The 26,457-nt window shown below is 58.5% G+C and carries 29 protein-coding genes and 1 tRNA gene; 22 read left to right on the plus strand and 8 right to left on the minus strand.

What is annotated here, in order from left to right:
• Window positions 1–17 precede the first annotated feature (17 nt).
• The 9 genes from ACMXYJ_RS11960 to ACMXYJ_RS12000 are packed head-to-tail and all read left to right on the plus strand — an operon-like array spanning window position 18 to window position 9,637.
• Window positions 18–1,889, plus strand: coding sequence for an IucA/IucC family protein (locus ACMXYJ_RS11960; protein ID WP_415759972.1), 1,872 nt, complete (start codon window positions 18–20; stop codon window positions 1,887–1,889).
• The gene (locus tag ACMXYJ_RS11965; RefSeq protein ID WP_415759973.1) at window positions 1,883–2,656 is read left to right on the plus strand and encodes an HpcH/HpaI aldolase family protein; all 774 of its coding nucleotides are present in this window, start codon (window positions 1,883–1,885) and stop codon (window positions 2,654–2,656) included. The genes ACMXYJ_RS11960 and ACMXYJ_RS11965 overlap by 7 nt, the downstream gene beginning before the upstream one ends.
• 4 nt (window positions 2,657–2,660) lie before the next feature.
• Window positions 2,661–4,508 carry an IucA/IucC family protein gene (locus tag ACMXYJ_RS11970; protein ID WP_415759974.1) on the plus strand — a complete coding sequence of 616 codons (1,848 nt, stop codon included), beginning with the start codon at window positions 2,661–2,663 and terminating at the stop codon, window positions 4,506–4,508.
• Entirely contained in the window at window positions 4,501–5,421 is a 921-nt protein-coding gene (locus tag ACMXYJ_RS11975; RefSeq protein WP_415759975.1) for an ABC transporter substrate-binding protein, read from the plus strand. Before ACMXYJ_RS11970 ends, ACMXYJ_RS11975 begins: the two co-directional genes overlap by 8 nt.
• Complete coding sequence (locus ACMXYJ_RS11980) at window positions 5,418–6,407, plus strand: FecCD family ABC transporter permease (RefSeq protein WP_415759976.1); 990 nt, start codon at window positions 5,418–5,420, stop codon at window positions 6,405–6,407. Before ACMXYJ_RS11975 ends, ACMXYJ_RS11980 begins: the two co-directional genes overlap by 4 nt.
• The gene (locus ACMXYJ_RS11985) at window positions 6,400–7,431 is read left to right on the plus strand and encodes a FecCD family ABC transporter permease (RefSeq protein ID WP_415759977.1); all 1,032 of its coding nucleotides are present in this window, start codon (window positions 6,400–6,402) and stop codon (window positions 7,429–7,431) included. Before ACMXYJ_RS11980 ends, ACMXYJ_RS11985 begins: the two co-directional genes overlap by 8 nt.
• Before the next feature lie 12 nt (window positions 7,432–7,443).
• Window positions 7,444–8,235 (plus strand): ABC transporter ATP-binding protein, encoded by a 792-nt coding sequence (locus tag ACMXYJ_RS11990; RefSeq protein WP_123365512.1) that lies wholly within the window; start codon window positions 7,444–7,446, stop codon window positions 8,233–8,235.
• Window positions 8,232–9,014, plus strand: coding sequence for an IucA/IucC family C-terminal-domain containing protein (locus ACMXYJ_RS11995; protein ID WP_415759978.1), 783 nt, complete (start codon window positions 8,232–8,234; stop codon window positions 9,012–9,014). Before ACMXYJ_RS11990 ends, ACMXYJ_RS11995 begins: the two co-directional genes overlap by 4 nt.
• Window positions 9,005–9,637, plus strand: a complete 633-nt coding sequence (locus ACMXYJ_RS12000) for an RraA family protein (RefSeq protein ID WP_415760715.1) — start codon at window positions 9,005–9,007, stop codon at window positions 9,635–9,637. Before ACMXYJ_RS11995 ends, ACMXYJ_RS12000 begins: the two co-directional genes overlap by 10 nt.
• A gap of 60 nt (window positions 9,638–9,697) precedes the next feature.
• Here the strand turns inward: ACMXYJ_RS12000 and ACMXYJ_RS12005 are convergent, their stop codons facing one another.
• A complete protein-coding gene (locus ACMXYJ_RS12005; protein ID WP_415759979.1) occupies window positions 9,698–10,981 on the minus strand; it encodes an NAD(P)/FAD-dependent oxidoreductase in 1,284 nt (427 codons plus the stop codon).
• 183 nt (window positions 10,982–11,164) lie between these two features.
• On the opposite strand from ACMXYJ_RS12005, the gene ACMXYJ_RS12010 reads away from it, so the two are divergent.
• The 3 genes from ACMXYJ_RS12010 to ACMXYJ_RS12020 all read left to right on the plus strand — a co-directional run bounded on the left by ACMXYJ_RS12010 (window position 11,165) and on the right by ACMXYJ_RS12020 (window position 12,493).
• Window positions 11,165–11,241: transfer RNA gene (locus ACMXYJ_RS12010), tRNA-Val, on the plus strand.
• A gap of 689 nt (window positions 11,242–11,930) precedes the next feature.
• The gene (locus ACMXYJ_RS12015) at window positions 11,931–12,173 is read left to right on the plus strand and encodes a hypothetical protein (RefSeq protein WP_415759980.1); all 243 of its coding nucleotides are present in this window, start codon (window positions 11,931–11,933) and stop codon (window positions 12,171–12,173) included.
• Window positions 12,174–12,298: 125 nt separating this feature from the next.
• Window positions 12,299–12,493, plus strand: coding sequence for a hypothetical protein (locus ACMXYJ_RS12020; RefSeq protein ID WP_415759982.1), 195 nt, complete (start codon window positions 12,299–12,301; stop codon window positions 12,491–12,493).
• Window positions 12,494–12,559: 66 nt separating this feature from the next.
• Here ACMXYJ_RS12020 and ACMXYJ_RS12025 read toward each other — a convergent pair whose 3' ends face one another.
• From ACMXYJ_RS12025 to ACMXYJ_RS12035, 3 genes are all read right to left on the minus strand, one after another.
• Complete coding sequence (locus ACMXYJ_RS12025; RefSeq protein WP_415759983.1) at window positions 12,560–13,312, minus strand: carbonic anhydrase; 753 nt, start codon at window positions 13,310–13,312, stop codon at window positions 12,560–12,562.
• Window positions 13,313–13,463: 151 nt separating this feature from the next.
• Window positions 13,464–14,171 (minus strand): alpha/beta fold hydrolase, encoded by a 708-nt coding sequence (locus ACMXYJ_RS12030; protein WP_415759984.1) that lies wholly within the window; start codon window positions 14,169–14,171, stop codon window positions 13,464–13,466.
• Between the two features lie 182 nt (window positions 14,172–14,353).
• Entirely contained in the window at window positions 14,354–14,566 is a 213-nt protein-coding gene (locus ACMXYJ_RS12035; protein WP_033061943.1) for a hypothetical protein, read from the minus strand.
• A gap of 171 nt (window positions 14,567–14,737) precedes the next feature.
• Between ACMXYJ_RS12035 and ACMXYJ_RS12040 the strand changes: the two genes are divergently transcribed.
• On the plus strand, window positions 14,738–15,193 hold the full coding sequence (locus tag ACMXYJ_RS12040; RefSeq protein WP_415759986.1) for a DUF2214 family protein: 456 nt from the start codon (window positions 14,738–14,740) through the stop codon (window positions 15,191–15,193).
• A 179-nt stretch (window positions 15,194–15,372) separates the two neighbouring features.
• Here the strand turns inward: ACMXYJ_RS12040 and csrA are convergent, their stop codons facing one another.
• The gene (gene csrA / locus ACMXYJ_RS12045) at window positions 15,373–15,567 is read right to left on the minus strand and encodes a carbon storage regulator CsrA (RefSeq protein ID WP_007938114.1); all 195 of its coding nucleotides are present in this window, start codon (window positions 15,565–15,567) and stop codon (window positions 15,373–15,375) included.
• 249 nt (window positions 15,568–15,816) lie between these two features.
• Here csrA and ACMXYJ_RS12050 point away from each other — a divergent pair, with 249 nt between their 5' ends.
• Both ACMXYJ_RS12050 and ACMXYJ_RS12055 read left to right on the plus strand, forming a co-directional pair.
• On the plus strand, window positions 15,817–16,182 hold the full coding sequence (locus ACMXYJ_RS12050; RefSeq protein WP_415759987.1) for an SPOR domain-containing protein: 366 nt from the start codon (window positions 15,817–15,819) through the stop codon (window positions 16,180–16,182).
• A gap of 101 nt (window positions 16,183–16,283) precedes the next feature.
• The gene (locus ACMXYJ_RS12055) at window positions 16,284–17,195 is read left to right on the plus strand and encodes a siderophore-interacting protein (protein WP_415759989.1); all 912 of its coding nucleotides are present in this window, start codon (window positions 16,284–16,286) and stop codon (window positions 17,193–17,195) included.
• Between the two features lie 56 nt (window positions 17,196–17,251).
• On the opposite strand, the gene ACMXYJ_RS12060 is transcribed toward ACMXYJ_RS12055, so the two are convergent.
• The 3 genes from ACMXYJ_RS12060 to ACMXYJ_RS12070 all read right to left on the minus strand — a co-directional run bounded on the left by ACMXYJ_RS12060 (window position 17,252) and on the right by ACMXYJ_RS12070 (window position 19,495).
• Window positions 17,252–17,941, minus strand: a complete 690-nt coding sequence (locus tag ACMXYJ_RS12060; protein ID WP_415759990.1) for an endonuclease — start codon at window positions 17,939–17,941, stop codon at window positions 17,252–17,254.
• Window positions 17,942–17,945: 4 nt separating this feature from the next.
• A complete protein-coding gene (locus tag ACMXYJ_RS12065; RefSeq protein WP_095128572.1) occupies window positions 17,946–18,236 on the minus strand; it encodes a DUF1654 domain-containing protein in 291 nt (96 codons plus the stop codon).
• A 170-nt stretch (window positions 18,237–18,406) separates the two neighbouring features.
• A complete protein-coding gene (locus ACMXYJ_RS12070; protein ID WP_046047713.1) occupies window positions 18,407–19,495 on the minus strand; it encodes an asparaginase in 1,089 nt (362 codons plus the stop codon).
• 349 nt (window positions 19,496–19,844) lie between these two features.
• On the opposite strand from ACMXYJ_RS12070, the gene ACMXYJ_RS12075 reads away from it, so the two are divergent.
• The 7 genes from ACMXYJ_RS12075 (at window position 19,845) to rbsD (ending at window position 26,434) form a co-directional block, all read left to right on the plus strand.
• On the plus strand, window positions 19,845–20,306 hold the full coding sequence (locus tag ACMXYJ_RS12075; protein WP_415759991.1) for a hypothetical protein: 462 nt from the start codon (window positions 19,845–19,847) through the stop codon (window positions 20,304–20,306).
• 191 nt (window positions 20,307–20,497) lie between these two features.
• The gene (locus ACMXYJ_RS12080) at window positions 20,498–21,451 is read left to right on the plus strand and encodes a sugar ABC transporter substrate-binding protein (RefSeq protein ID WP_046047711.1); all 954 of its coding nucleotides are present in this window, start codon (window positions 20,498–20,500) and stop codon (window positions 21,449–21,451) included.
• 56 nt (window positions 21,452–21,507) lie between these two features.
• Window positions 21,508–23,061: a sugar ABC transporter ATP-binding protein gene (locus ACMXYJ_RS12085; RefSeq protein WP_415759992.1), complete on the plus strand. Its 1,554-nt coding sequence runs from the start codon at window positions 21,508–21,510 to the stop codon at window positions 23,059–23,061.
• Window positions 23,058–24,035 carry an ABC transporter permease gene (locus ACMXYJ_RS12090; RefSeq protein WP_008145645.1) on the plus strand — a complete coding sequence of 326 codons (978 nt, stop codon included), beginning with the start codon at window positions 23,058–23,060 and terminating at the stop codon, window positions 24,033–24,035. The genes ACMXYJ_RS12085 and ACMXYJ_RS12090 overlap by 4 nt, the downstream gene beginning before the upstream one ends.
• Before the next feature lie 3 nt (window positions 24,036–24,038).
• Window positions 24,039–25,058, plus strand: coding sequence for a LacI family DNA-binding transcriptional regulator (locus ACMXYJ_RS12095; protein WP_415759993.1), 1,020 nt, complete (start codon window positions 24,039–24,041; stop codon window positions 25,056–25,058).
• 57 nt (window positions 25,059–25,115) lie between these two features.
• The gene (gene rbsK / locus ACMXYJ_RS12100) at window positions 25,116–26,033 is read left to right on the plus strand and encodes a ribokinase (protein WP_415759994.1); all 918 of its coding nucleotides are present in this window, start codon (window positions 25,116–25,118) and stop codon (window positions 26,031–26,033) included.
• Window positions 26,030–26,434 (plus strand): D-ribose pyranase, encoded by a 405-nt coding sequence (gene rbsD, locus ACMXYJ_RS12105; RefSeq protein ID WP_076030448.1) that lies wholly within the window; start codon window positions 26,030–26,032, stop codon window positions 26,432–26,434. Before rbsK ends, rbsD begins: the two co-directional genes overlap by 4 nt.
• Window positions 26,435–26,457: the final 23 nt, after the last annotated feature.

The raw sequence follows: 26,457 nt of genomic DNA on the forward strand, positions 1-26,457 counted from the left end.
CTTTCATGGACAAGGTTATGACTATGGCGACTTCTTCACAGGCAACACATCAGGCTGCGGACTCTGCGCCAGGCGTCTGGCTGGCGACGGCCGATCCGCGCCACTATCAGCAAGTGGAGCAGCGCGTGGTGGGCCAGCTGCTGCAAACGCTGCTGTATGAAAACGTCCTGCCGTATCGCCATTCGCCGCTCGATGGCGGCCAGTACCGTTTTGTCGTCAGCGGCATCGATGCGCAGCAACAACCGGTGGAGTACCACTGCAGCGGATTGCTCAGCGAAAGCTTCGAGCTGATCCGCCTCGACTATGCCAGTCTCGAACGCGTTGACGCGTTGGGCGCGCGCCGCCGGCCGCACCTTCATCAAGCATTGGCGGAGCTGCTGAGCGAACTTCAGGACAGCCCGCACCTGCCACGCTTCACCCATGAGCTTGAACAAACGATGCTCAAGGATCTGCAATCGCGCAGTCAGGGTTATCAAGCGGCCAAACCAAGCCATCAACTGGATGTCGATGCGCTGGAACAGCACTTCATGGACGCCCACAGCTATCACCCTTGCTACAAATCGCGCATCGGTTTCTCGCTCAAGGACAACGCCAATTACGGGCCGGAATTTGCTGCGCCCATCGCGATTGTCTGGCTGGCCGTGGCCAAATCCTGCGGGGCGATGAATATCTCGCAGCACCTGGATTACAACGGGTTTATCCAGCAGGAATTCGGACTTCAGCGCTGGCAGCAACTGGCTGAAAGCCTCACCGACCAAGGCAAGGCGATGGGTGATTACTGGCTGATGCCGGTGCACCCGTGGCAGTGGGAAAACGTCATCGTTCCCGTGTTCTACCCAGAACTGGTCAGCGGTGAAGTGATCTATCTGGGCGCCACCGATGACCGTTATCAGGCGCAACAGTCGATCCGCACCCTGGCCAACGTCACTGAAAAACAGCGGCCTTACGTCAAGCTCGCGCTGAGCATGACCAACACCTCCAGCACCCGAATTCTGGCCCGGCATACGGTGATGAACGGCCCGATCATCACCGACTGGTTGCAGCAGTTGATCGGCAGCGACAGCACCGCCCGCGACCTTGGTTTTGTGATTCTCGGCGAAGTAGTCGGCGTCAGCTTTGACTACGATCACCTGCCTGCCACGCGGATGTCCCAGGCCTACGGCACGATGGGCACGCTGTGGCGCGAGAGCATTCACCAGTACCTGCAAGACGACGAGCAAGCGGTGCCGTTCAATGGTTTGAGCTCCGTGGACAATCGCTACGGCAGCGGTGAACAGAAGCCGTTTATCGATGCCTGGATCAAGCAATACGGCCTGCACGCCTGGACCCGCCAACTGCTGCAGGTGGCGGTGTCGCCGATCATTCACATGCTGTACGCCGAAGGGATCGGCATGGAATCCCATGGGCAGAACATCGTCCTGATCGTGAAGCAGGGCTGGCCGCAACGTATCGCCCTGAAAGACTTCCATGACGGCGTGCGCTATTCACCGCAACACTTGGGGCGCCCCGATCTGTGCCCGACGTTGGTGCCGCTGCCTGCCAGCCACGCCAAGCTCAACCGAAATTCGTTCATCCTCACCGACGACCTGGATGCGGTCCGGGATTTTTCCTGTGACTCGTTCTTTTTCATCGCTCTGGCCGAGATGGCGATCTTCCTGCATCAGCACTATCAGCTCGAAGAGGCTCTGTTTTGGAAAATGACCGCCGAGGTCATCACTGCTTACCAGGCCGAGCATCCGCAACACCGCCCGCGTTATGCAGCGTTTGATGTCTTCGCGCCGTTCTATGAAGTGGAAGAGCTGACCAAGCGCCGCCTGCTGGGCGACGGCGAACGTCGTTTCAAATCGGTGCCGAATCCGCTGCACGCGTTCCGGCCGCAATCATGCTGAAGACCAATCTGCTCAAGCAGAAACTCACCACGGGTGAGCCGGTCTACGGCCTGATCAGTTCGATTCCGTCGCCAGCGGCCATCGAACTGATTGCCGAGGCGGGTTTCGATTTCGTGATCATCGATATGGAACACGTGCTGATCAATCCCGAGACCGTGGAGAACATGATCCGCACTGCCGAGAGTTACGCGTTGACCCCGCTGGTGCGGGTGGCCGACCTCAACCCGAAAACCCTGCTGCGCCTGCTCGATGGCGGCGCCCAGGGCATTGTGTTGCCGATGATCGAAGACCCCGAGCCCTTGGCCGAAAGCATTCGAGCCTGCAAATACCACCCGCAGGGCACCCGCAGCCTGAATGCCGGGCGCCCCGGTGCCTTTGGCAAACACAGCCTGGCGGAGTACGTCGCGCTGGCCAATGAGCAAATCATGGTTGTGGCGATGATCGAAAGTGCCGAAGGCGTGCGGCGGGCGGCAGAGATTGCCGCGGTGCCGGGCCTCGACATGATCCTCGAAGGGGCCGCCGACTTGTCGCAATCGATGGGCATGCCCTGGCAGATCGACCGACCCGAAGTGCAGCAAGCGCTGCTCTCCAGTTGGCAGGCGGTCAGCGCCGCAGGTGTGCCGTATTGCGCGATTCCACGTCAGCCAGGCGACCACGAACGGTGGTTGAGTCGGGGCGTTAAAAGTTTTGTTTTGGGTGACGAGCGAGGCATCGCTTTTCGTGCCCTCCAGGCCAAATTGGCCGCCACTTCAGCAGAAGGAAAATAATCGGATGAACTTCACCGCAATGGCCGCCGACAAGGTGATGCAGGATCTGGTCGATTGTTTGCTGGCCGAACATTTTTTCGGTACCGAGCCGCTGAACCTGGTGGCGCCCTCGTCATCGGCCGATCAACCGTTTACGGGGTTGAGCGCCGAACAACGGATCTGGGAATGGCCCAGCGATCCCCAGGGTTGCATCGTCATTGCCTTGCGTCCCGGCATTACCCAGCAATGGGAAAAAGTACCGGGCACGCCGGTTTGGGCGCGACAGAATGACCAGCTGACCGCGTTGTCACCCGAGGCCTTCACGACCCAGGTGTTGACCGGGATGACCGATCGCTACCCGGACAATGAAAAAGGCTTCGCCCTGTTTCTGGATGTGCTGCGCACCAGCGTCCGCCAGACCGAGTTGTCCCTGGCCCATCGGGTCGACAGCGAACGCTTGCTGGAAAAGAGCAACGCTGACTTCTTCCTGGCGATGGAGCAGTGGGCTTCGCTGCGTGATCGTCCCTACCATCCGCTGGCCAAAGCCAAGCAGGGTTTGGACGACGCGGAATATCAGCAGTATCAGGCGGAGTTCGCCCGTCCGGTGGCGCTCAATTGGGTCGCGGTCGACCGCACGTTGCTGCAATGCGGCGACGGCGTGACGGACCTGGCGCAGAGTTATCCCGCCCACTACCTATTGCCGCCGCTGCTGCAGGCCGACTTGCAAAAAGAGCTGCAGCAGCGGGGCATTGCCCAGAGCCACATCGCGTTGCCGGTTCACCCGTGGCAGTTCGAACACGTGCTGGAGGCGCAACTCGGCGCTGCCTTCGCCAAGGGTGATTGCCATCGACTGGACTTCACCGACGGTGATTTCTTCGCCACCTCGTCATTGCGCTCGATGACCCCGTGCTTCAACAGCGCCGATTACCTCAAGTTGCCGATGGCGATCTATTCGCTGGGTGCTTCGCGTTATCTGCCCGCAGTCAAAATGATCAACGGCGGCTTGAGTGAAGCGCTGTTGCGCCAGGCGCTCGGCAAAGATCAAACCCTGCAACAGTCGCTACATCTGTGCGACGAAACCAAATGGTGGGCGTTCATGCCGCCGGACGCGACGCTGTTCGACGAAGCACCGCGTCACCTGTCGGCCATGGTTCGCGGCTATCCGCCGGCGCTGCTGGAAGATTCGGACACCCGACTGGTGCCCATGGCCGCATTGGGCACACCGCTGCCGGGCAGCAATCAACACTTCTTCGATGACTGGATGGGCTACCGCCAACTGCCGGCCAATGCCGCGTCGGTGATGACGCTGTTCCGAGAGTTGTGCCACAGCTTCTTCGATATCAACCTGCGGATGTTCCGCATCGGCATGCTGGGGGAAATTCACGGACAGAACGCAGTGCTGGTGTGGAAGGCCGGTTATGCCCAGGGCCTGCTGTTGCGCGATCACGATTCGTTGCGCATCTTCGTGCCGTGGCTGGAACGCAACGGTTTGGCCGACCCGGCTTACCGGTTGAAGAAGGGACATACCAACACGCTGTACCACGATCGCCCTGAAGACCTGCTGTTCTGGTTGCAGACCCTGGGTATTCAGGTCAACCTCCGCGCCATCATCGATACGCTGGCTGAGGTCTACGCATTGCCGGCGACCCAATTGTGGAAGGCGATGGGCGAGGTGCTCAACGAGTTGATCGATACCATCGAGTTTGACGCCGAGGCGCGGATCATGATCAAACACCAGTTGTTCGAAGCGCCGCACTGGCCGCAAAAGTTGCTGCTCACCCCGATGATCGAACGTGCCGGCGGCCCTGGCAGCATGCCGTTTGGCAAAGGCCACGTGGTCAACCCGTTTCACAGGCTCGATCGTAATGCCTGAACCGCGAGGCGAACCCTCCAGGCGCACGCTGTTGCGCCTGTCCCTGGGGGCGCTCGCCCTCAGGTTTTCTGCGCCGGCATGGGCCTCGGCCGACACCGCGCCGTTGCGGGTGATCACCCTGTTTCAGGGCGCCACCGACTGCGCCGTGGTGTTGGGCGTGACCCCGTGTGGCGTCGTCGATTCCTGGAGCGAAAAACCGACTTATCGCTATTTGCGCACGGCACTGGACGCTGTGCCCCATGTCGGGCTGGAGACTCAGCCCAGTCTTGAGGACATCGCGCTGCTCAAGCCGGATTTGATTGTTGCCTCGCGCTTTCGCCACGAACGCATTGCACCGTTACTCAAGCAGATCGCCCCGGTGTTGATGCTGGAGGAAGTGTTTGAATTCAAGAAGACCCTGGCGCTGATGGGCGCTGCATTGCACCAGCAACAGAGGGCCGACGAGATTCTGAACCGATGGCAGCAACGCGTGGCGCAGCTGTGCGAGCAACTGCGGCAGACATTTTCCGGACGCTGGCCACCCACGGTGTCGATTCTGGACATCCGCGAAGACCACATCCGCAGTTACCTGCCAGCGAGTTTTCCGGGCTCGGTGCTCACCGAACTGGGATTCAACTGGAGTGACAGCAGTCGGGAGGCGAGCGGGGTATCGATCAAACTCACCAGCAAGGAAAGCCTTGCGGTGGTGAATGCCGACATCTTTTTTGTGTTCCTGCGCGCGCAGAACGCGGCGGTGCAGCGCAACTACGACAGCCTGGTGCAACACCCGCTGTGGAAGCAGATGCGTGCCCCGCAGCAAGGACAGGTGTGGCAGGTCGATGGCGTCGCGTGGAGTCTGTCGGGCGGGATGTTGGGGGCGAACCTGATGCTCGACGACGTGGCCCGCGTGGCCGCCGCGCAGGTGGCCTCATGAGCCCGGGAGTAAAGCTGTGCAGCGCGGGTGTCGTGTTGCTGCTGTGCTGCGTGTTGAGCCTGGCGGTCGGCGCCACCTGGATTCCACTGCCACAGATTGCCGCGGCGTTTGTCGATCCCGACCCGTTGAGCATCAATCATGTGCTGGTGACCACCACGCGCCTGTCGCGCACCTTGATGGCGATTTCCGTAGGCGCCAGTCTGGCGGTCGCGGGCGCGCTGATGCAGGCACTGACGCGCAATCCATTGGCGTCACCCGGACTGTTCGGGATCAACGCCGGTGCGACCTTTTTTATCATTCTGTTTTCCTCGATCTTCTCGTTGTCATCCCCGGATGCCTGGCTATGGTCGGCGTTCATTGGCGCTGCCGTAGCGGGTTGTCTGGTGTGGCTGATCGGCAACATGGGGCAAGGCAGTCTCAGTCCGCTGCGTATCGTGTTGGCGGGCGCGGCGATCGCCGCGTTGTTCTCCGCCTTCAGCCAGGCGCTGCTGGTGGTGAATCAGGATGGCCTGGACACGGTGCTGTTCTGGATGGCCGGTTCACTGACCGAACGCAGCCTGTCGACCGCTGCGCCGTTGTTGCTGTGCGCTGTGCTCGGGGTGTCGGGGGCGCTGTTGCTGGCCGGGCAGCTCAATGTGCTGAACGCCGGGGAAGAAATTGCTACGGGGCTGGGGCAGCGAACCGGCCTGATCCGGCTGCTGATGAGCGTGCTGGTGATCTGTCTCGCGGGCAGCGCGGTGGCGTTGGCCGGCAGCATTGGTTTCATCGGTCTTCTGGTGCCGCACATGGTGCGCAAGGGGTTGTCCATCGACCATCGCTGGTTGCTGCCCGGTTGTGCGCTGCTTGGCGCCATTCTCCTGCTGTTGGCGGATACGCTGTCGCGGGTTTTGATCCTGCCTCAGGAGGTGCCGGTGGGGGTGATGACGGCGCTGTTCGGCGCGCCGTTTTTCATTATGTTGGCCCGGCGTGGAGGTCGTTATGGATAAGGTGGTGACCTGGCGCCGGGGCGGGTATTCCCGGCGGGTCAACCTTTCCACGTGGTGGCGATTGGCGGCGGCGCTGGTGCTGACGGTGCTGGTGATACTCGGCTCGTTATCGCTGGGGAAAGTCATCCTTTCGCCCCTCGAGGTGATACGAATCCTGTTTTCCAGCCAGGACGCCAGCCTGACGTTGATCGTCGAGCAACTGCGTTTTCCACGCATTGTGTTGGCGGCACTGGTGGGCGCTGCGTTGTCGGTGTCCGGGCTGATTCTGCAAAGCATCATCCGCAACCCGCTGGCATCGCCCGACCTGCTCGGCATCACCAGCGGTGCCAGCGCCGCTGCCGTGCTTTACCTGTCGTTCTTGTCCGCGACGTTGGGGCAACAGTTTTTGCCCCTGGCCGCGATGCTCGGTGCGGCTCTGGCGACACTGGCCATTTACCTGCTGGCCTGGAAGCAGGGGACCTCACCGCTGCGGCTGGTGCTGATCGGCGTGGGCGTCTCGGCGATGTTGACGGCCGCTACCACCTTCATTCTGGTGTTCAGTCCGCTGACCACCACCCTGTCTGCCTACGTCTGGCTGACCGGCAGCGTGTACGGCGCCAGTTGGCCCGAACCGTTGGCGCTTGCGAGCTGGTTGTTGGGTATTTGCCCGTTGCTGGTGCTGCTGGCCCGTCAGGTGATGGTGCAACAGCTGGATGACAACCTGGCTCAGGGCATCGGCGTGCGCGTGCAATGGCTGCGCGCCGGTCTGTTGCTGGTGAGTGTGGCATTGGCTGGTGCGGCCATTGCCTGGGGAGGGGCGATCGCGTTTGTCGGGCTGATCGCGCCGCATATTGCCAAACGCCTGGTGGCCCCTGGTTTCGCTGGGCAAGCCGTGATGGCGGCGCTGATTGGCGCAAACCTGGTGATGCTGGCGGACCTGGTCGGGCGCACGCTGTTTTTGCCCCTGGATTTGCCGGCCGGGATCTTTGTCGCGGTGCTGGGCACGCCCTTTTTTCTCTACTTATTGATTAAACAGCGTCATTAAGGAATTCAACGTATGACGTCGATTGCAAGTCGCGGCCTGACCCTGAGTTATCAGCGCCAGGTGATTATTGACGCGCTGGACATGCAACTGCCCAAGGGCAAGATCTCGGTGCTGATTGGCAGTAACGGCTGCGGTAAAAGTACCTTGCTCAAATCCTTCGCCCGACTGCTGAAACCGCAGCAAGGCTCGGTGATTCTCAACGGTGTGGATATCCAGCAAAAATCCACGGCGGCGGTAGCGCGTGAGTTGGCCATCCTGCCCCAGACGCCGACGGCGCCCGAGGGCATTACCGTTCGCCAACTCGTGGCCCTGGGCCGATACCCTTATCAGAGCTGGATGCAGCAGTGGTCGGCCGAGGATGAAACCATGGTCAATCGCGCGCTGACGCAGACCAGTCTGCAGGCGCTGGCGGATCGGCCGGTGGATGCCTTGTCCGGCGGGCAGCGCCAGCGCGCTTGGATCGCCATGACCCTGGCCCAGGACACCGGCATTGTGTTGCTGGACGAGCCGACGACCTTCCTCGACCTGGCTCACCAGATTGAAGTGCTGGACCTGCTGCGCGACCTCAACCGGCTCGAAAACAAAACCATCATCATGGTGCTTCACGACCTCAACCTGGCCTGTCGTTATGCGGATCATATGGTTGCGGTGCATGAACGTACGGCATTTGCCCAAGGCCGCCCTGAGGACGTCTTGACTCAGGCGCTGGTCAAAACCGTGTTCGACCTCAACTGCCGGATTATTCCTGACCCGTTCTTTGGGACGCCGATGTGCATCCCGTTTGGTCGAGAGTTGCCGCAATGAATCTGGCTCACCACTTCACCGCGCAAGAATGGAACGTGCTGGGCGGTGGGTTGCGGTTGAAGGACTGTGCCGAGCGTGACCCATTACGCTCGCTGATGGCGCGTGACCTGTTGCAGGAAGAGGTGTGCGAGCGTTTGCTGGACGCATTGAGCCCGGTCATTGGCTCACCGTCGCGGGCGATCACCGCCTCGCTGCTGGGCAAGCGCCTGTCGTTCCTGGCCACCGGCGCCTGTTTGTACGCCATGTCGGTGTACGACAAAGGGCTGCTGCTGTCGCTGGACAACACGGTGATCGAATACGGCCACGATGAAGGGCTGTGGACGTCTTCGATGCCGCTGGCTCATTCCCCGCCGCTGACGTACAGGCCCGGTGAACGCGAGGCCTGGCGGGAAACCGTGGTGCAGGCACTGTTTGCCGGACTGTTGAAGCCGCTGTGGCAAACCTTCAACCGTGTGAGTGGCGTTTCACGGCGCATCTTGTGGGAAAACACCGCCGTGCGTGTGTATTCGTTGTATGAAAAACGCATGGCGAAAATCGAGGATCCGTCGGTCCGCGAGCGCTATGAAGCCGACTTCAGTTGGTTGCTGACTCAGGCAGAACCTGCGCTGTTCGGACTCGATTACAACCCGCTGAGCCACTTCCGTCGTCCGCCGACACTGCTCGACGAGGGACAGCGCAGCATTCGCTTTCGGCGAACCTGCTGCTTCTACTACCTGGCTACTGAGCCCGCTGAATATTGTTCGACCTGCCCACTGCTGCGTCCGGGGAAATGCCGATGAGTTATCAGATCAACCCTCGCCAGCAATTCGTCACCCCGGAGTTGCTCAACGCCTACCGGTCGATCCCTTCGTCAACCATCGGCCATTTTTCCGATCGGGGCTTCCTGCGGGGGATCAAGCCGCTGTTCAACAACATCCGCATGGTCGGTAATGTCGTCACCGTCAAAGTTTTCCCGCCGGATGGCAGCATTCTGCGTGAGGCCTTGTTGCTGAGTGAGCCGGGTGACGTGTTGGTGATCGAGTGTGCGGGCGACGAGGAGTGTGGCTGCTGGGGCGAACTGCGCACCCTGGCCGGGCTGATCAAAGGATTGGCCGGGGTGGTGGTGTCGGGTGCGGTCACGGATGTCAGTGCATTGCGTCGCCATGGGTTGCCGGTCTTTTGCCGTGACGTCAGTGCGTACACGACTCGGGGCATTGGCGCCCGTGGGGAAGTCAATCAGTCGATCAGTGTGGGCGGGGTTCAGGTGCAGCCGGGGGACCTGGCCATTGGTGATGATGACGGTGTCTACATCCTCGATGCCCCGTGTGCGACCGAGTTGCTTCCCGAACTCTTGGCCAAAGAGGACATGGACCAGCAGCGCCGGGCTGAATTCTTGCAGAGGCTCAATCAGCGGAAGAGCTGACTTCCCGAGCTGGAATGAAAAGGGGCAACTGTGCAGTTGCCCCTTTTTTGCATCTATCGGTCAGAAGCCGAATTTGTCCCGCAGTCCGTAATACCAGGCGCCCAGCGCAGCGAATGGTGTACGCAGCAGTTGTCCGCCGGGGAACGGGTAGTGGGGCAGGTCGGCAAACGCGTCGAAACGCTCAGCCTGGCCACGTAATGCTTCAGCCAACACCTTGCCCGCCAGGTGCGTATACGTCACGCCATGGCCGCTGCAACCCTGGGAATAGTAGATGTTGTCGCCCAGGCGTCCGACTTGAGGAAGTCGCGACAAGGTCAGCAGGAAGTTGCCGGTCCAGGCGTAATCGATCTTCACGTCCTTGAGCTGCGGGAAAGCCTTGAGCATCTTCGGTCGAATAATCGCCTCGATGTTCGCCGGATCCCGCGCGCCGTACACCACGCCACCGCCGAAGACCAGGCGCTTGTCGCCGGTCAAACGGTAGTAGTCGAGCAGGTAGTTGCAGTCCTCGACGCAGTAATCCTGCGGCAACAGGCTCTTGGCCAATGCTTCGCCCAAGGGTTCGGTGGTGATCACCTGCGTCCCGCAGGGCATCGATTTGGCGGCCAGTTCCGGCACCAGATTACCGAGATACGCATTGCCCGCCACGATGATGAACTTGGCCCTGACCTTGCCCTGAGGCGTATGCACCACCGGATTAGCGCCGCGCTCGATGCGCACCGCCGGCGATTGCTCATAAATGGTACCGCCCAACGACTCCACAGCTGCGGCTTCGCCCAGTACCAGGTTCAGCGGATGAATGTGCCCGCCGCTCATGTCGAGCATGCCGCCGATGTACTGGTCGCACGCGACCACTTCACGGATGCGACGCTGATCCATCAGTTCCAGCTGCGTGTGACCGAAGCGCTCCCACAGACGCTTCTGGGATTCCAGATGGCCCATCTGCTTGGCGGTAATGGCGGCGAATACACCACCGTCCTTCAAGTCGCACTGGATATTATATTTGGCAACCCGCTCACGAATGATCCGGCCACCTTCGAACGCCATCTGTCCCAGCAACTGAGCCTGCTTGGGACCGACACTGCGCTCGATCACATCGATGTCGCGGCTATAACTGTTAACGATCTGGCCACCGTTACGTCCCGACGCACCAAAACCTACCTTCGCCGCTTCAAGCACCGTTACCCGGAAACCGTTTTCCAGCAGAAACAGGGCAGAGGACAGACCGGTGTAACCGGCACCGATCACACAGACATCAGTCTCCACGTCATCCTGCAAGGCCGGGCGCGGCGGAACCGCATTGGCCGATGCGGCGTAGTAGGATTCCGGGTAGGAGGTGTTCGCCATCCTGCAGCCTCTGTTTAATATATTTTACGAGTGCATCGATCCTACCCGAGATAAAAAACGACCGCCAGCCACCGCAAAATCTTCTTTGCGGCGGCAAAATTAAATATTTTGCATATTCATAGGGTTAGCTCGAAAAAAGGTGTTGACACCCCTCCGGAATTCCGTAGAATGCCGCCTCACAGCAGGCACGTAGCTCAGTTGGTTAGAGCACCACCTTGACATGGTGGGGGTCGTTGGTTCGAGTCCAATCGCGCCTACCAAACAAAATCCGCTCTGCTGGGCGGTCTAGAAGGGCTCACCGAAAGGTGGGCCCTTTTTTGTTGCCTGCGATTTGCAAAACTTTTGCAAAGCTCCCACCTCAGAACGCCAAATCGGCTTTCACCTTCATGTAAACCATTCGAGGGAGTGGGGAGCTTTGCAGCTGGAATGGCTGAAACAAAAAGCCCGCGCATGGCGGGCTCTCTGTATGGGGTCAAATCCTTTTGTCTGCTCAATCTGCGCTGCGTCCTGTGAGTGTTTCGTGAAAAGCATGTCGATGGAACGAAAAAAAACCGGCACTTGGCCGGGTTCTCTGTAGATGGGGCCAAATCCTTTTGGCTGGCTGCATTGTGCAGGGTGGGTGTGACGAAGGCGTGACAGGGCAAATACGAAAAGCCCGAATCTGGGCAAACTCGATGATGGATGCCTATTGATACCGCCAAGGCATTACGCCTCACAAGCAGTTGGATCTCATAGACTTCGCACCACGCAGTCTTCATTAGCGGCTTGCACTCCGCGTCAAATTTCCCCCACCGCTTAGCAGTGCCAGCCGGGTCATCGGCCCTGGCATCTCCTCGCCTATGTCCACCATTTTTTGCGCCACGGCGTTCTGGACTTCGCTGTATCTGACCAGTGAATCATTGAGCGGCCGCACGGTCCTATCGCTGACCTTTGCATTCAGGACGTTCAAATGAAGCGTGCAGTAATAATGTTCATGGCCATTTCAGGCTCTCTCCTGCTGGGAGGTTGCGGGCCTCACTGGGACGACGGAGAAAGGTACGGTCGAGATCGTGATCGAGGTCATGATCACCGTCGTGGATACGACCGAGATGATGACGACGATCGAGGGTATGACCGCAGATATGATCGTCGTGACAATGATCAGGGGTATGAGCGCAATCACGGTCGTGATCGTGACGATAGAGACGACTGAAGGCGGTGACGATTTTTCCTCGGATCGGTCAATGATCACCCGGTTTGTTGATTGTCTTCAGCGGCACGGATTGCCAGTGATTCAGGCGTAAGATAGCGGTGCTACCTCATCAAAAGGAGCCGCATATGATCGCCGACCAAATGAACAAGCCGGTATCTGAGGGCAGAGCTGTTTGGGATCAATACTTCTGCGCTGCGTTGATTGCGGAAAGCAATTTGACGGCACCGGTCGTAGGAGGAGCTACTCATGAAGACAGGCAAAACCTGTTGATTGAAAGGGCCAAAGCTCTCGCCGACAAGATGATGGAAAACAGAAAATAACCAGAGCCCAGCCATCGCGCTGGGCTCTTCACATCTGGATCTCGGCATTGATGCAGCGCTAATGAATCAGGCAATCAAGTCTACTTTGCCGCTGGCGAGGCGATAGACGCCTCCCACGATCTTTAACGTCCCCTTGCTGAGCGCATCAGTCAGCAGTGGTGAGGCATTTTTAAGGCGGTTAACCGAGTCTTTGACATTTTGCGCTGTAGCGTTGTCGATAAGGCTTCCGGGTTGATTGAGTACTTTCTCGATTGAAGGTTTAAGTGCATCAGTCAACTTTGGGATGTGGCCAGGGAAAACAGTGTGATCTTTTACTGCCTTTATACCTGCACTGATGGCGCCGCAGCTCTCATGCCCCAGTACGAGGATCAGTGGTGCGCCGAGTACCGCGACTGAGTATTCAAGGCTTGCCAAACCCTCATCGGTAACGAAATTGCCCGCGACGCGTATGGCGAAAAGATCGCCTCGTGCCGTGTCAAAAGCATACTCGGGGGCGATACGGGAGTCAGAGCAACCTAGTACCGACACGAACGGGTTCTGGCCTGAGACCAGGGCTTCCCGCTCGGACTTGAAGTCATGTGTCTTGGAGCTGCCGGAAACATACCGTTCATTTCCCTCCATAAGCCTTTGAAGTGCCATGTCAGGACTGACGGAGTTTTGTGGTTTTGGCGGGGCGGCGGTTTTCTCGGCAGCCTGAACGAATGTGTCGGGCAGTGCACCGGCAAGTAGCAGAGCGCCTGCTCCAAGTCCGGCAACCTGAAGAAATCTACGACGACCACTCGCCTTTTGAACAGGGGTTGAATCACATGATTTACACATGATCTTGTGTGCTCAGGTCGGTTGATGGGAATGACTTGCTGTTGGGGGGCAAGTGCTTCCAGGGACCTTTGGCACTTGTGGTTGGAGTCTAGACGGGATGTAACATTATGTTGTTCGGGGCTTGTTCGGTCGTTTTCTAGTACCGAGAACCTCAAATACTTTTCAGCGTTTTCAAAAACGTTCGGATGTGTCCGGCCGCCTCTTCGGGCGCGATCTGAAGCAGACAGTGCGGTGCTTCGATTTCAATGATTCGTGTATCACGTTTCATTGAAGAGACCAGCGCGGACGCTGTCCCTGGAACCACCAAATCATGCGTAGCGCGTAGGTAAATAGTCGGGACGCTGACTTCGGCGAGGGTGGCGGATACGTCAACGGCAAGAACCGATCGTAGTCGTGAACGCATTACCGAAGGGCTCACTTGAGTGATGGCTTGGCGTAGCGCTGTGCGCAAGGCGCTCGTGGAAAACCGGCCGAGCAGTACTTTGCTGATCCATCCGACAGGCGCAAGGCTGAGCGGCAGTGCGCCTAGCAAAAAACTCAAGTGCCTGAATATCGGTCTTGGATTGCGTGCGAATGTGCTGCATAGCACGAGTCCCACCTGCCGGGGGAGTTGCCTGGCGCTCAGGGAAATAGCGATCGGTCCCGAGAAGGATTCACCCAGCAGCACGAATGGGCGGTCGGTCGGCAGCGACTCTCGGACCAGCGACTCCAGCGCTGTGTAGCTCAGCGGAATATTGGGGGGATAGGTGATGATTAGCGTATCGAACTCGTGCTCCATGATCGATACAAAGGCTGCGAACAATTCACCTGTTCCATCCATTCCAGGTAGCAGAACGAGTGTGGGAGTTGATCGATTCATGTGTTCCGTCCTTGCCTTTGAATCGTTGGCGTCGGCCGCAAGCCTGGGTCGTCGCCAGGCACTGTAACGAGGAGATTGCCCCCTCGTTACAAATGTTGCATGAAGAGCACGAATCACTACTGGCGTGGTTCATCTCAACAACGTCGGACCTGTGTGGCAGGTCCAGCCAACTAAAACCAATCTTACCTGGCGTTCAACTTCTTCAGTTCTTCATAAGTCGCCGACTGTACAAACCAGAAGCCGGAGATGATGCACCACGTCAAGGTGCCGGTAATGAAAACGCCTGCCCCGGACCAGAAGCCCTGAACGAAGATCATGACCACTGCGGCGATCCAGATAACGGCCAGTGCGACGTACAGAACTACGTTGTTTACGCCAATTACGAACTCTTTCACGTTTATTCCCTTTTGAATGTCTATCCTCTGGCTCCTTACGCAGGGCCAGTGGGCGGCATGATAGGGGGATAGCTGGCTGTTCGCCAGTCATGTCACGGCCTGCAGGCAGATTTCCAGATTTTGGACTACTACTGACAAGCCCATTTCCTTCTCCCTGTCAGGAGCATCCCTATGCTGTTTCACTGGTTTCTTGCGGCGATCCACCTCTTGGCTGTTGCCTTGGGTCTCTGGGCGGTGCTCACCCGAGGGACGGCGTTAAGCCGCCTGGTCGACGGTAAGGGGCAGGTTCGCAGCGTGCTGGTAGCCGATAACGTATGGGGCATCTGTGCGGGTATTTTGCTGATCACAGGTTTGATGCGGGCCTTCGGTGGGTACGAAAAAGGCACCGACTATTACCTTCATCAGCCGTTGTTCCATCTGAAGATGACGCTGTTCGTGATCATCCTGCTGCTTGAAGTGGCGCCAATGATTACCTTGATAAAGTGGCGGATCGCCTTGGGCAGGGGCGCTTCGATTGACCAGGGCCGAGCCAGGCTGTTTGCGCGCATCAGCCATATCGAAGCGCTGTTGTTGATGTTGATGGTGATTGCGGCCACCGGCATGGCGCGCGGTGTGACCTTCGGCTAATAACGGCGTGATTCGTCGGGGTTAAAGCGAATGATCTGACAGCCACGGCGTGGCCGAAGCCGGTAGCATCGGCTTCACGTAATGGGGGAGGAGGCGAGAGCTCAGCAAAATGCCGAGCAAGAATCTTTAGCCAGCCATTGCGCTGTAACGAACGGGCTGGCTACTGACTGCAACAGGATTCAGGGAGTCTGCGGTTTGTCTGGAGCGGTGAGGCCAGCCTGAATGCGCTGATAGATTTCTTCGCGATGAACCGCAACGTCTTTCGGGGCATTGATGCCAATTCTGACTTGCTGGCCGCTAACGCCCAGAATGGTGATCGTAATGTCATCACCAATATTTATGCTTTCACCGACTTTGCGGGTGAGTATCAGCATGGTCTTCTCCTTGATTGCTTTGTAGGGCACCTGATTCGGACAGTGCAGAGGTCGGTGGTATGTATAGATTAGTGCGAAGCTCACAGTTTGGGTGCCTCTTTCTGACGCGCAGATGCTGCATTAATTCCCAAGGCGTAACTATACAGAGGCCGTAACCATCATTCTCGTTGTTTTGAGCCCATTTTGCGGCACTCGGGAAGTATTCATGGATGCTAAAATCGCCGCTTTAAGCATTCTGAGGGAAACGTTGTGCGCAAAATGGTCTTGGTAATCGCGGTACTGGCGCTGGCGGGATGCGGTGAGGGCAAGAGTGTTGAGGTGCAAAAGCCGCAACCGGCAGCTGCGACTACAGCCTCGGTGGTATCCGCGCCACAATGGGATCTCGAAGTTCGAGGCGAAACACCTCAGGCGGTCAGCGATTTGAGCGGCTGGCTGATTGAGCACAGTTTCGTTTCCAATATCGTCAAGGAAAATGGAAAGACCCGGATTCTGCTCGGGCCATTCAGTTCGAAAACCGAGGCCGAGGCCAAACAGACAGAAGTTCGCGCGGCGCTCACCCGGGCGAAGAAACAGAATATCGAATTGCTGGTTGTCGACCACCCCGTGACCCGATAACGGTCTTTTCCAGGGGGATTTCGACGGAACGCCTTAAAGGGGATCCACATTGACTCGTTTCTAGACGTAGTCACTGTTGATTCTCAGTAGGAGTTCCCCCGATGGCCTCCGCCACCCCTTACAAAATACTCGACGCAGTCCTGCGGCGCAAAAAGATGCTGAGTCCTCATTTGATGCGCGTCACTCTCGCCGGTCCGATGGTTACGGAAATGGCGACCTGGGCACCCGACCAGCGCGTGAAGCTGTTTTTTCCTGCTGTGGACGGTTCGCCAGCCAGGCTCTCTCATGGCGATGGCTGGCACGCACGTTACCGCTCAATACCGGTTGCCCAGCGCCCGGCAATGCGCACTTATACCATCCGACATTTGCGTGCCGAGCAGGGCGAAGTGGATATCGACTTCGTGTTGCACGGCGAAACCGGACCCGCATCCCGTTGGGCAATTCATGCAGCGGCGGGTGAGCCGATCCAGATCGTCGCGCCTGATCGCCAGTTTTCGGCACAAGACGCGGGCGGTTTCGAATGGAAGCCGCCTCTACAGCTCAAGCATCTGTTACTGGTCGCCGATGCCACGGCCTTGCCCGCGGCGCTTGGCATTCTGGATGAGCTGGCAGCGCTTGCCGTGCCACCGATAACCCAGGCATTTTTTGAAGTAGGCAGCGTGGACGATGCGTTGCCGGTTCCTGACTGGCCGGGGCTTTCGGTGGAATGGCTGATCCGAGATCACGCCACCGCGACTGGCGCGGGTTCGCTGATGGTCGACGCGGTCCGTCGGGCCATTCTGCCGTCATCCTCTTCGAAAACATTCGAAGCGGTAGAACTGGCGGAAGTCGATGTCGACGAAGATATGCTGTGGGAAACGTCCGACTCTGCCCGTGATGGCTTCTACGGCTGGGTCGCCGGGGAAACGGTTGCAGTGATGAGTCTGCGCAAATACTTGATCAAGGAATGCGGCATTGCCAAGGAGTCACTCAACCTGATGGGCTACTGGCGCTACAACAAAGTGGGCGGGTAGAAACGAAAAAAGGCCTCGGGTGTTAAACCCGAGGCCTTTGTGTTTTCAGCGAGTGCTTAACTGCAGGTTTTCATGTCGACCGGGCCGACAAACTCGTTGCCGCGGCCCATGACGCACGCCACGCTTTGGTTACGCTGTCTTTCCCAGGCCTCTACCGGATAGGTTTTGTTCCAGGCTTCGTACAGTTGTCGATCCTGTTTCGACAGGCGCAGACCGTACTGCTTGCTCATATAGAAATACGTTCGGGCGATCATGCCGCGTATGGACGGGCGGGGCATGACCTTCTTCGCCTTGAAATCGACCTGGGTCAGGCACGAGCCATATTGGCCCGACTGCACCGGCAACCAGCCGAAACTGAAGTTGCTGCGATCGCCATTCACTTCGCCAATGCTCGGCACCAGGTTGTGCAGGTCGGCTTCGGCCTTCTGGTAGCTCGGATCGTAACGCGTGCAATTCTTGCGCCCACCCTCTTGCCAGCACTGACGCTGATGGCCGATCTGCCAGGCCGGAACAATGTGCTCCCACTCGATGCGGGAAGCGCGCTTGGCGTTTTTGCGCGGTACATAACCGCAGGCTGCGAGGTTGACCTTGTTGCCTGTGTATTTGCACCCGCAATAGAACTCTGTGGATTGCGGTGCGTAGAGCTTCCAGGCAACTTTCTTGGCTTCGTTGAAAGTGCGTGGCGCGCCAGCCTGGGCGCAGAGGGTGATGAACAAAAACAGCAAAGCAAACCAGCGGACACTCATTGACTCAATCTTCCTTCGGCACAACCCAAAAAATCTGCACGCCGCCATCGTCGCGATAGGCGAGGGTGACGTTGTCGTTCTCGTCGATTTCTTCGAGCAATTGTTCCCACTCATCCACAGGTTCGTCCGGTAGACGGAAGATCAAGGCTGCTTTGGCTTTTTGGGCGGTGGGGGAGTTGATGATTTTTTGAACGCGCATACCCATGCGTTCATAGGAGTCAGGAGAGGCAGAGGTGGTGGCCACGGAATTATCCTTATTAAGCTGTACGTGCATACAGTATTTAACTGTAAGCATTTTCGCAACTGCTTAAAACTCAAGAAAATCCTCTGACAGCAATTTTTTCCGTTTGGTGTAGGACGAAGGGAAATTTTTTATCGAAATATCGGAAGGGGGTGTGAGCCACTCGCCTAGGTTGGCGAGTGGTGAAAGCAGTGCCCGACCGGAACCGGTCGGGCGAGGGCGAATCAGTATTCCCAGAACATCCGTTGCAGCTCTTTGCTGTCGTTGGTCTTGGTCAGTGCGACCATGGCCAGGATGCGGGCCTTTTGCGGGTTCAGGTCATGCGCCACAACCCAGTCGTACTTGTCGTCTGGCTGTTCGGCGTTACGCAGTACAAAACCGCCGGCGTTGACGTGGGACGAGCGAATGATTTGCACGCCGTCCTTGCGCAGGGCTTGCAGCGATGGGACTACACGGGACGAGACAGAGCCATTGCCGGTGCCGGCGTGAATGATGGCTTTGGCGCCAGACTGAGCCAACGCTTTGTAAGCTGTATCGCTGACATTGCCGTAGGAATAGGCGATTTCCACGTCAGGCAGGCTCTTGATGGTTTTGATGTCGAATTCCGAGTCCATGGTGTGGCGCTTGGCCGGCAGACGGAACCAGTAGGATTTGCCCTCGACCACCATGCCCAGTGGACCCCAGGCACTTTTAAACGCCTCGGTCTTGATGTTGATCATTTTGCTGACGTCGCGACCCGACTGGATTTCATCGTTCATGGTCACCAGTACGCCTTTGCCGCGTGCCTCTTTGCTGCTGGCCACGGCCACTGCGTTGTACAGGTTCAGCATGCCATCCGCCGACATGGCGGTGCCTGGGCGCATGGAGCCGACAACGATGATTGGCTTGTCGGTTTTTTCCACCAGGTTCAGGAAGTAGGCGGTTTCTTCCAGGGTGTCGGTGCCGTGGGTGATGACAATGCCGTCGACGTCTTTGCTGTCGGCCAGTTCAGCCACGCGACGACCCAGTTGCAGCAGGTTGTCGTTGGTGATGCTCTCGGACGCGATCTGCATGACCTGTTCGCCACGAACGTTAGCCAGCTGGCTGAGTTCTGGAACCCCGGCGATCAATTGTTCGATGCCGACTTTCGCCGCTTGATAGGTAGCGCTGTTAGCCGCGCTGGCGCCCGCGCCGGCAATGGTGCCGCCAGTGGCCAGGATCACCACGTTCGCCAGTTTCTGTTGGGTTTCGACTTCTTTTGCCTGAAGGGCGGTGGGCAGGAGCAGCAAGAGGGCTAAAGCGCCCGGAACGAAGGTCTTGAAAGCAGATGTCATTATTTTTCTCTCTAGTAGTGAGACGGTGCTGATGCAGGTTCATCTAGATGCGCCCCAGGCGGATCTGAACGCTTGGGGTGAATGAGATGAGCAGGATCTGTACCAGTCGTACTTTGAATGAGAAAAACTTTTAACTTTATGATTTATATCAGTATTTATTTAGTTGGCCAGAATGGTTGCACAGTCTGTTGTCCGGGTTTCCGAACGCGTTGAGCGTTTGTGTTCGGCTCTCCGAAAAGCACTACGACCTCTGTAGAACAAATCGCCTTGCAAGCTTACGAATCAGTGCTAAAGAAACCCACACCTCGGTCGATGTTCCTTTAAAGGATCTTTCTACTCAGGAGTTCACATGTCGTTATCCATTGGTATCCCAAACGCCGCAGGCGTCACCATCGTCGGCAAGTCCGCCGCTACGATTCAAGCGTTGAGCGATCAAACGGCCGATGCCGCGAATCAAGCGTTGGGTACGAAGGAAAGCGACAGCAAGCAAGTCAGAACTGGCGCTGTGGGCCTGGATAAAAGTGCGGAGGCATCGACTGAAGCGGGTGGCGCCGACAACGCCTCGGTGGCGCAAAAGATTTTGCTCCAGCGTCTGAAAGAACTGCAAGAGCAGTTGCAAGAGCAACAGCAACAATTGGCGGCGGCCCAATCGGCGTCTTACCCAACACCTGAAGCCAAGGCCACCGTGGTAATGGCGATTCAGGGGCGAATGGCTGATACCACTGCTGCAATACTGGAAACGGCCAACAGCCTTTACAAGGAAATGGCCAAAGGCTCCAGCACAGGATCGGTGGTCAATACGACGGCATGACATGAATGGCGGCATTTGCGGTTTCCCCGCAAAACGGCTTTTCTGGTCGTTGACAAATCTCGACAGGGTTCGCATAGTTCGGTCTCCGCAAACGTTTGCGCGGTGCTCCCGGTGGTTTCCATCAGCGAGTGCAATGAAGCCTGCGCCAGCGCAAGCGTTGCTCACAATAATCATAAGATCGGAGTGAACCCATGAAGCTGCCATTCGCTGGACGTCTTCTCGCTGTCGCTATGCTGGCTGCCGCGTCCGTCGCGTTACCCGTCTCTTCGGCCTTCGCCGAGACTGAAAAACCCAAAGTCGCGCTGGTCATGAAATCCCTGGCCAATGAATTCTTCCTGACCATGGAAGACGGCGCCAAGGCCTATCAGAAAGACCACTCCGGCGATTTCGAGCTGATCTCCAACGGCATCAAAGACGAAACCGACACGGCTGGCCAGACACGCATCGTCGAGCAAATGATTCTGGCCAAGGTCAATGCGCTGGTCATCGCACCGGCTGACTCCAAGGCCATGGTTCCAGTGATCAAGAAAGCCATCGATGCCGGTATCACCGTGATCAACATCGACAACCAGCTGGACCCGGCTGTGGTCAAAAGCAAAAACATCACCGTACCGTTCGTAGGCCCGGATAACCGCAAAGGTGCGCGTCTGGTGGGCGAGTACCTGGCCAAGCAACTGAAGGCCGGAGACGAAGTCGGCATCATCGAAGGCGTTTCAACCACCACCAACGCACAGCAAAGAACCGCAGGCTTCAAGGATGCGATGGAAGCGGCGCAGATCAAGGTCGTCTCTTTGCAGTCCGGTGACTGGGAAATCGACAAAGGCAACAAGGTTGCTGCCTCGATCCTCAGCGAATACCCGCAAGTCAAAGCCCTGCTGGCCGGTAACGACAGCATGGCCGTCGGCGCAGTATCCGCCGTGCGCGCAGCGGGCAAGGCCGGCAAGGTGCAAGTAGTCGGTTATGACAACATCAACGCCATCAAGCCAATGCTCAAGGATGGTCGCGTTCTGGCCACCGCTGACCAGTTTGCAGCCAGGCAAGCCGTGTTTGGCATCGAGACTGCGCTGAAGATCATCAAGGGTGAGAAAGTCGACAGCGGCACCAATGGCGTGATCGAAACTCCGGTAGAGCTGGTCACCAAGTAGTCCTTCTGGCGACACAACGGTGCTCGCCCTTTGGGGCGAGCGCATGGAGAGTTTTTATGTCAGTTTCTGCCCCGAACGCTGTCCTCTCGGTCAGCGGTATCGGTAAGACCTACGCCCAACCGGTCCTGACCGGCATCGACCTGACGCTGATGCGCGGTGAAGTGCTGGCGCTGACCGGCGAAAACGGCGCGGGAAAAAGCACGCTGTCGAAGATCATCGGCGGACTGGTCACACCGACCACCGGCCACATGCAATTCCAGGGGCAGGATTACCGCCCCGCAAGCCGCACCCAGGCCGAAGACCTCGGCATCCGCATGGTGATGCAAGAACTCAATCTGTTGCCGACCCTGTCGGTGGCGGAAAACCTGTTTCTCGACAACCTGCCCAGCAAGGGCGGCTGGATCAGTCGCAGGCAATTGCGCAAGGCGGCGATCGAAGCCATGGCCCAGGTCGGCCTCGACGCGATTGACCCGGACACGCTGGTGGGCGAATTGGGCATCGGTCACCAGCAAATGGTGGAGATCGCCCGCAACCTGATCGGCGATTGCCACGTGCTGATCCTCGACGAACCGACCGCAATGCTGACGAACCGTGAAGTCGAGATGCTGTTCGAGCAGATCACTCGTCTGCAAGCTCGCGGCGTGTCGATCATCTATATCTCGCACCGTCTCGAAGAACTGGCGCGGGTCGCCCAGCGTATTGCGGTACTGCGCGATGGCAACCTGGTTTGCGTCGAGCCCATGGCCAATTACAACAGCGAGCAACTGGTGACGCTGATGGTCGGTCGTGAACTCGGCGAACACATCGACATGGGGCCGCGCAAGATCGGCGCTCCAGCCTTGACGGTTAAAGGGCTGACCCGCTCCGACAAGGTTCTCGACGTGTCCTTCGAAGTGCGCGCCGGCGAGATCTATGGGATTTCCGGCTTGATCGGGGCAGGGCGCACTGAGTTGCTGCGCTTGATCTTCGGTGCTGATACAGCGGACAGCGGCACGGTTGCACTCGGTTCGCCAGCACAGGTCGTCAGTATCCGGTCACCGGCTGACGCGGTCGGTCATGGCATCGCCCTGATCACCGAAGACCGCAAGGGCGAAGGCCTGCTGCTAACCCAATCGATCAGCGCGAATATTGCCTTGGGCAATATGCCGGCGATTTCCAGTGGTGGTTTCGTCAACAATGGTGACGAGATGGCGCTGGCCCAGCGTCAGATCGACGCCATGCGCATCCGCAGCTCCAGCCCGACGCAACTTGTGTCGGAACTGTCCGGCGGCAACCAGCAGAAAGTCGTGATCGGCCGGTGGCTTGAGCGTGATTGCTCGGTGATGCTGTTCGACGAGCCAACGCGTGGCATCGACGTCGGCGCCAAGTTTGACATTTATGCCTTGCTCGGTGAGTTGACCCGTCAAGGTAAGGCGCTCGTGGTGGTGTCCAGCGATCTGCGTGAACTGATGTTGATCTGCGACCGCATCGGCGTGCTCTCGGCAGGACGTCTGATCGACACCTTTGAGCGTGACAGCTGGACCCAGGATGATTTGCTTGCCGCCGCGTTCGCCGGCTACCAAAAACGTGATGCGTTGCTCAATGAAGCAACGCCTAGGGATCTCGCATGAATACTGCAGTGACTGCCGGCAAACGTAGTGGCAACTTCTACGGCCTCGGTACTTATCTGGGACTGGCCGGTGCCTTGCTGGCAATGGTCGCGCTGTTCTCGGTTCTGAGCAGCCATTTCCTGTCATATGACACCTTCAGCACTCTGGCCAACCAGATTCCGGACTTGATGGTGCTGGCGGTCGGCATGACGTTCGTGTTGATCATCGGCGGCATCGACCTGTCGGTGGGTTCGGTGCTCGCGCTCGCGGCGTCAACGGTCAGCGTGGCCATTCTCGGTTGGGGCTGGAGCGTGTTGCCTGCGGCGCTGCTCGGAATGGCGGCGGCAGCACTGGCCGGAACCATCACGGGTTCGATCACCGTGGCGTGGCGGATTCCGTCGTTTATCGTGTCCCTCGGCGTGCTGGAAATGGCCCGCGGCGTGGCGTATCAGATGACCGGATCGCGAACGGCCTACATCGGTGATGCCTTCGCCTGGTTGTCCAACCCGATCGCCTTCGGCATCTCGCCGTCGTTCATCATTGCCTTGCTGATCATCTTCATTGCCCAGGCAGTGCTGACGCGTACCGTGTTCGGTCGTTACCTGATCGGCATCGGCACCAACGAAGAGGCGGTGCGTCTGGCAGGGATCAATCCGAAGCCCTACAAAATCCTGGTATTCAGTCTGATGGGTTTGCTGGCTGGTATCGCAGCGCTGTTTCAGATTTCTCGCCTGGAAGCGGCGGATCCGAATGCCGGCTCCGGGCTTGAGCTGCAAGTGATCGCCGCGGTCGTGATCGGCGGCACCAGCCTTATGGGTGGTCGCGGTTCGGTCATCAGTACGTTCTTCGGGGTTCTGATCATTTCCGTATTGGCGGCCGGTCTCGCGCAGATCGGCGCGACGGAGCCCACCAAACGCATCATCACCGGCGCAGTGATCGTGGTGGCGGTGGTGCTTGATACTTATCGCAGTCAGCGCGCAAGCCGGCGGACCTGAGTCATGGCAACAATCAAGGATGTGGCAGCGCTCGCGGGAATTTCCTACACCACGGTTTCCCACGTGGTGAACAAGACTCGACCGGTAAGCGAGGAGGTGCGGGTCAAGGTTGAGGCAGCAATCAAAACCCTCGACTACGTGCCCAGCGCCGTCGCCCGCTCCCTCAAAGCCAAAACCACGGCAACCATCGGTCTGCTGGTGCCCAACAGCCTCAACCCGTACTTCGCCGAACTGGCGCGCGGCATCGAGGATTACTGCGAGCGTAATGGCTACTGCGTGATTCTCTGTAACTCCGATGACAATCCGGACAAGCAACGCAGCTACCTGCGCGTATTACTGGAAAAGCGCATCGACGGGCTGATCGTCGCTTCGGCTGGCGGTGACGCGGGGTTGGCGGAAGGCTTGGCAGGTGTGCGTACGCCGATGGTGATCGTCGACCGTGGACTGGAAGGTGTGAATGCCGATCTGGTGCGAATCGATCACGAATACGGCGCCTATCTGGCGACCCGCCACCTTCTGGAATTGGGGCACCGGGACATCGCCACTATTGGCGGCCCGGCGAGTACCAGCGTGGCGCAGATGCGTCTGGCCGGTTATTGCCGTGCCCTGAAAGAGGCGGGTGTCGAAGTATCCCGCGAGCGTATGCTGGAAAGCGACTTCACCAGCACCGGCGGTTACAACGCCGCCGCGATGCTGCTGGAAAAGAACCCGCCGAGCGCGATCTTCGCCGGTAACGACATGATTGGCATCGGTGTGCTGCGAGCGGCGGCCGAGCGCAATATTCGCGTGCCGACGGACCTGTCGGTGATCGGCTTCGACGATATTCAGATGAGCCGCTATGTGTACCCGGCGCTGACCACCGTGGGGCAGTCGATCCTGCAACTCGGCGAGATGGCGGCCGAAGTGCTTTTAAGAAGAATCGCCACACCGGATATGGCCACTGATCAACGGATCGTGACGCCCAGTATTGTCCTGCGGGAGTCGACTGCGCCGCTGGCCGGCGTGTTCGCCCAATTCCGTTGAAATAGAAAGCCGCTAAATCAAAAGCACCGCCGAAACAGAATTGATGAGTAGTGATGTATGCCAGCAAAAGTAGTGGTTATAGGCAGCCTGAACATGGACCTGGTCACCCGGGCGCCACGGCTGCCCCGTGGCGGTGAAACGCTGATCGGCGAGTCATTTTCCACGGTTTCCGGTGGCAAGGGCGCGAATCAGGCCGTCGCCGCGGCGAGGCTGGGGGCGCAGGTGTCGATGGTCGGTTGCGTGGGCAGCGATGCCTACGGCGAAGAACTGCGCGGGGCGCTGTTGGCCGAGCAGATCGACTGCCAGGCAGTCAGCACCGTCGACGATTCCAGCGGCGTAGCGTTGATCGTGGTCGACGACAACAGCCAGAACGCAATCGTGATCGTAGCCGGTGCCAACGGTGCGTTGACTCCAGAGGTGATTGATCGTTTCGACGCAGTATTGCGGGCGGCGGACGTGATCATCTGTCAGCTGGAAGTCCCGGATGCCACTGTCGGTCATGCGCTCAAGCGTGGTCGTGAATTGGGCAAGACCGTGATCCTCAATCCGGCGCCGGCCAGCCGCCCGCTGCCGGCGGACTGGTACGCGTCCATCGATTATCTGATTCCCAACGAAAGCGAGGCCTCGGCGCTGAGTGGGTTGCCAGTCGATTCTCTGGCCTCTGCCGAAACCGCTGCAGCCCGGTTGATCGTCATGGGTGCTGGCAAGGTCATCATCACCCTCGGTGCTCAAGGTTCGCTGTTTGCCAACGGCAATGGCTTCGAGCATTTCCCTGCACCGAAGGTGAAAGCTGTCGATACCACGGCGGCTGGCGACACCTTCGTCGGTGGTTTCGCCGCCGCCCTGGCGGCCGGCAAAAGCGAGGCCGAAGCGATCCGTTTCGGCCAGGTCGCCGCGGCGCTGTCGGTGACCCGTGCTGGCGCGCAACCCTCGATTCCCACCTTGTCCGACGTACAGGCCTTTAAAGCACCATGAAAAAGACACCTTTGCTCAACGTTGCGCTGTCGCGGCTGATCGCTTCCCTGGGTCATGGCGACATTGTGGTGATCGGCGATGCAGGTTTGCCGGTGCCACCTGGCGTTGAACTGATCGACCTGGCCCTGACCCACGGTATCCCGGATTTCGTCAGCACGTTGAAGGTTGTGCTCAGCGAAATGCAGGTCGAGAGCCATGTATTGGCCCAAGAAATCCTGGACAAAAAGCCGTCAGCATTGGCGACGCTCGATGAGCTGAATGCCGAAGGTGCGCTGGGTCGGCGTGAGCTGCTCAGTCATGACCAATTCAAAGTCCTCAGCCGACAGGCACGGGCGATTGTTCGTACAGGCGAATGTCAGCCGTACTGCAACATCGTGCTGGTGGCAGGGGTTACGTTCTAACATCGCTGTTGTCTTTCTGCTGT

The organism is Pseudomonas arabinosi, from assembly GCF_047758675.1.
GTDB classification, from domain to species: Bacteria; Pseudomonadota; Gammaproteobacteria; order Pseudomonadales; family Pseudomonadaceae; genus Aquipseudomonas; species Aquipseudomonas arabinosi.

Bases quoted from the DNA above. Each gene is read 5' to 3' on its own strand.
- ACMXYJ_RS12005 (WP_415759979.1), bottom strand. From the start codon at position 10,981: ATGGCGAACACCTCCTACCCGGAATCCTACTACGCCGCATCGGCCAAT.
- ACMXYJ_RS11985 (WP_415759977.1), top strand. From the start codon at position 6,400: ATGGATAAGGTGGTGACCTGGCGCCGGGGCGGGTATTCCCGGCGGGTC.
- ACMXYJ_RS12095 (WP_415759993.1), top strand. From the start codon at position 24,039: ATGGCAACAATCAAGGATGTGGCAGCGCTCGCGGGAATTTCCTACACC.
- ACMXYJ_RS12020 (WP_415759982.1), top strand. From the start codon at position 12,299: ATGATCGCCGACCAAATGAACAAGCCGGTATCTGAGGGCAGAGCTGTT.
- ACMXYJ_RS11990 (WP_123365512.1), top strand. From the start codon at position 7,444: ATGACGTCGATTGCAAGTCGCGGCCTGACCCTGAGTTATCAGCGCCAG.
- ACMXYJ_RS12080 (WP_046047711.1), top strand. From the start codon at position 20,498: ATGAAGCTGCCATTCGCTGGACGTCTTCTCGCTGTCGCTATGCTGGCT.
- ACMXYJ_RS12060 (WP_415759990.1), bottom strand. From the start codon at position 17,941: ATGAGTGTCCGCTGGTTTGCTTTGCTGTTTTTGTTCATCACCCTCTGC.
- ACMXYJ_RS12065 (WP_095128572.1), bottom strand. From the start codon at position 18,236: ATGCTTACAGTTAAATACTGTATGCACGTACAGCTTAATAAGGATAAT.
- ACMXYJ_RS11995 (WP_415759978.1), top strand. From the start codon at position 8,232: ATGAATCTGGCTCACCACTTCACCGCGCAAGAATGGAACGTGCTGGGC.
- ACMXYJ_RS11970 (WP_415759974.1), top strand. From the start codon at position 2,661: ATGAACTTCACCGCAATGGCCGCCGACAAGGTGATGCAGGATCTGGTC.
- ACMXYJ_RS12085 (WP_415759992.1), top strand. From the start codon at position 21,508: ATGTCAGTTTCTGCCCCGAACGCTGTCCTCTCGGTCAGCGGTATCGGT.
- ACMXYJ_RS11965 (WP_415759973.1), top strand. From the start codon at position 1,883: ATGCTGAAGACCAATCTGCTCAAGCAGAAACTCACCACGGGTGAGCCG.
- rbsK (WP_415759994.1), top strand. From the start codon at position 25,116: ATGCCAGCAAAAGTAGTGGTTATAGGCAGCCTGAACATGGACCTGGTC.
- ACMXYJ_RS11975 (WP_415759975.1), top strand. From the start codon at position 4,501: ATGCCTGAACCGCGAGGCGAACCCTCCAGGCGCACGCTGTTGCGCCTG.
- ACMXYJ_RS12070 (WP_046047713.1), bottom strand. From the start codon at position 19,495: ATGACATCTGCTTTCAAGACCTTCGTTCCGGGCGCTTTAGCCCTCTTG.
- ACMXYJ_RS12015 (WP_415759980.1), top strand. From the start codon at position 11,931: ATGAAGCGTGCAGTAATAATGTTCATGGCCATTTCAGGCTCTCTCCTG.
- ACMXYJ_RS12090 (WP_008145645.1), top strand. From the start codon at position 23,058: ATGAATACTGCAGTGACTGCCGGCAAACGTAGTGGCAACTTCTACGGC.
- ACMXYJ_RS12055 (WP_415759989.1), top strand. From the start codon at position 16,284: ATGGCCTCCGCCACCCCTTACAAAATACTCGACGCAGTCCTGCGGCGC.
- ACMXYJ_RS11980 (WP_415759976.1), top strand. From the start codon at position 5,418: ATGAGCCCGGGAGTAAAGCTGTGCAGCGCGGGTGTCGTGTTGCTGCTG.
- ACMXYJ_RS12075 (WP_415759991.1), top strand. From the start codon at position 19,845: ATGTCGTTATCCATTGGTATCCCAAACGCCGCAGGCGTCACCATCGTC.
- ACMXYJ_RS12000 (WP_415760715.1), top strand. From the start codon at position 9,005: ATGCCGATGAGTTATCAGATCAACCCTCGCCAGCAATTCGTCACCCCG.
- ACMXYJ_RS12040 (WP_415759986.1), top strand. From the start codon at position 14,738: ATGCTGTTTCACTGGTTTCTTGCGGCGATCCACCTCTTGGCTGTTGCC.
- ACMXYJ_RS12025 (WP_415759983.1), bottom strand. From the start codon at position 13,312: ATGTGTAAATCATGTGATTCAACCCCTGTTCAAAAGGCGAGTGGTCGT.
- csrA (WP_007938114.1), bottom strand. From the start codon at position 15,567: ATGCTGATACTCACCCGCAAAGTCGGTGAAAGCATAAATATTGGTGAT.
- ACMXYJ_RS11960 (WP_415759972.1), top strand. From the start codon at position 18: ATGACTATGGCGACTTCTTCACAGGCAACACATCAGGCTGCGGACTCT.
- rbsD (WP_076030448.1), top strand. From the start codon at position 26,030: ATGAAAAAGACACCTTTGCTCAACGTTGCGCTGTCGCGGCTGATCGCT.
- ACMXYJ_RS12030 (WP_415759984.1), bottom strand. From the start codon at position 14,171: ATGAATCGATCAACTCCCACACTCGTTCTGCTACCTGGAATGGATGGA.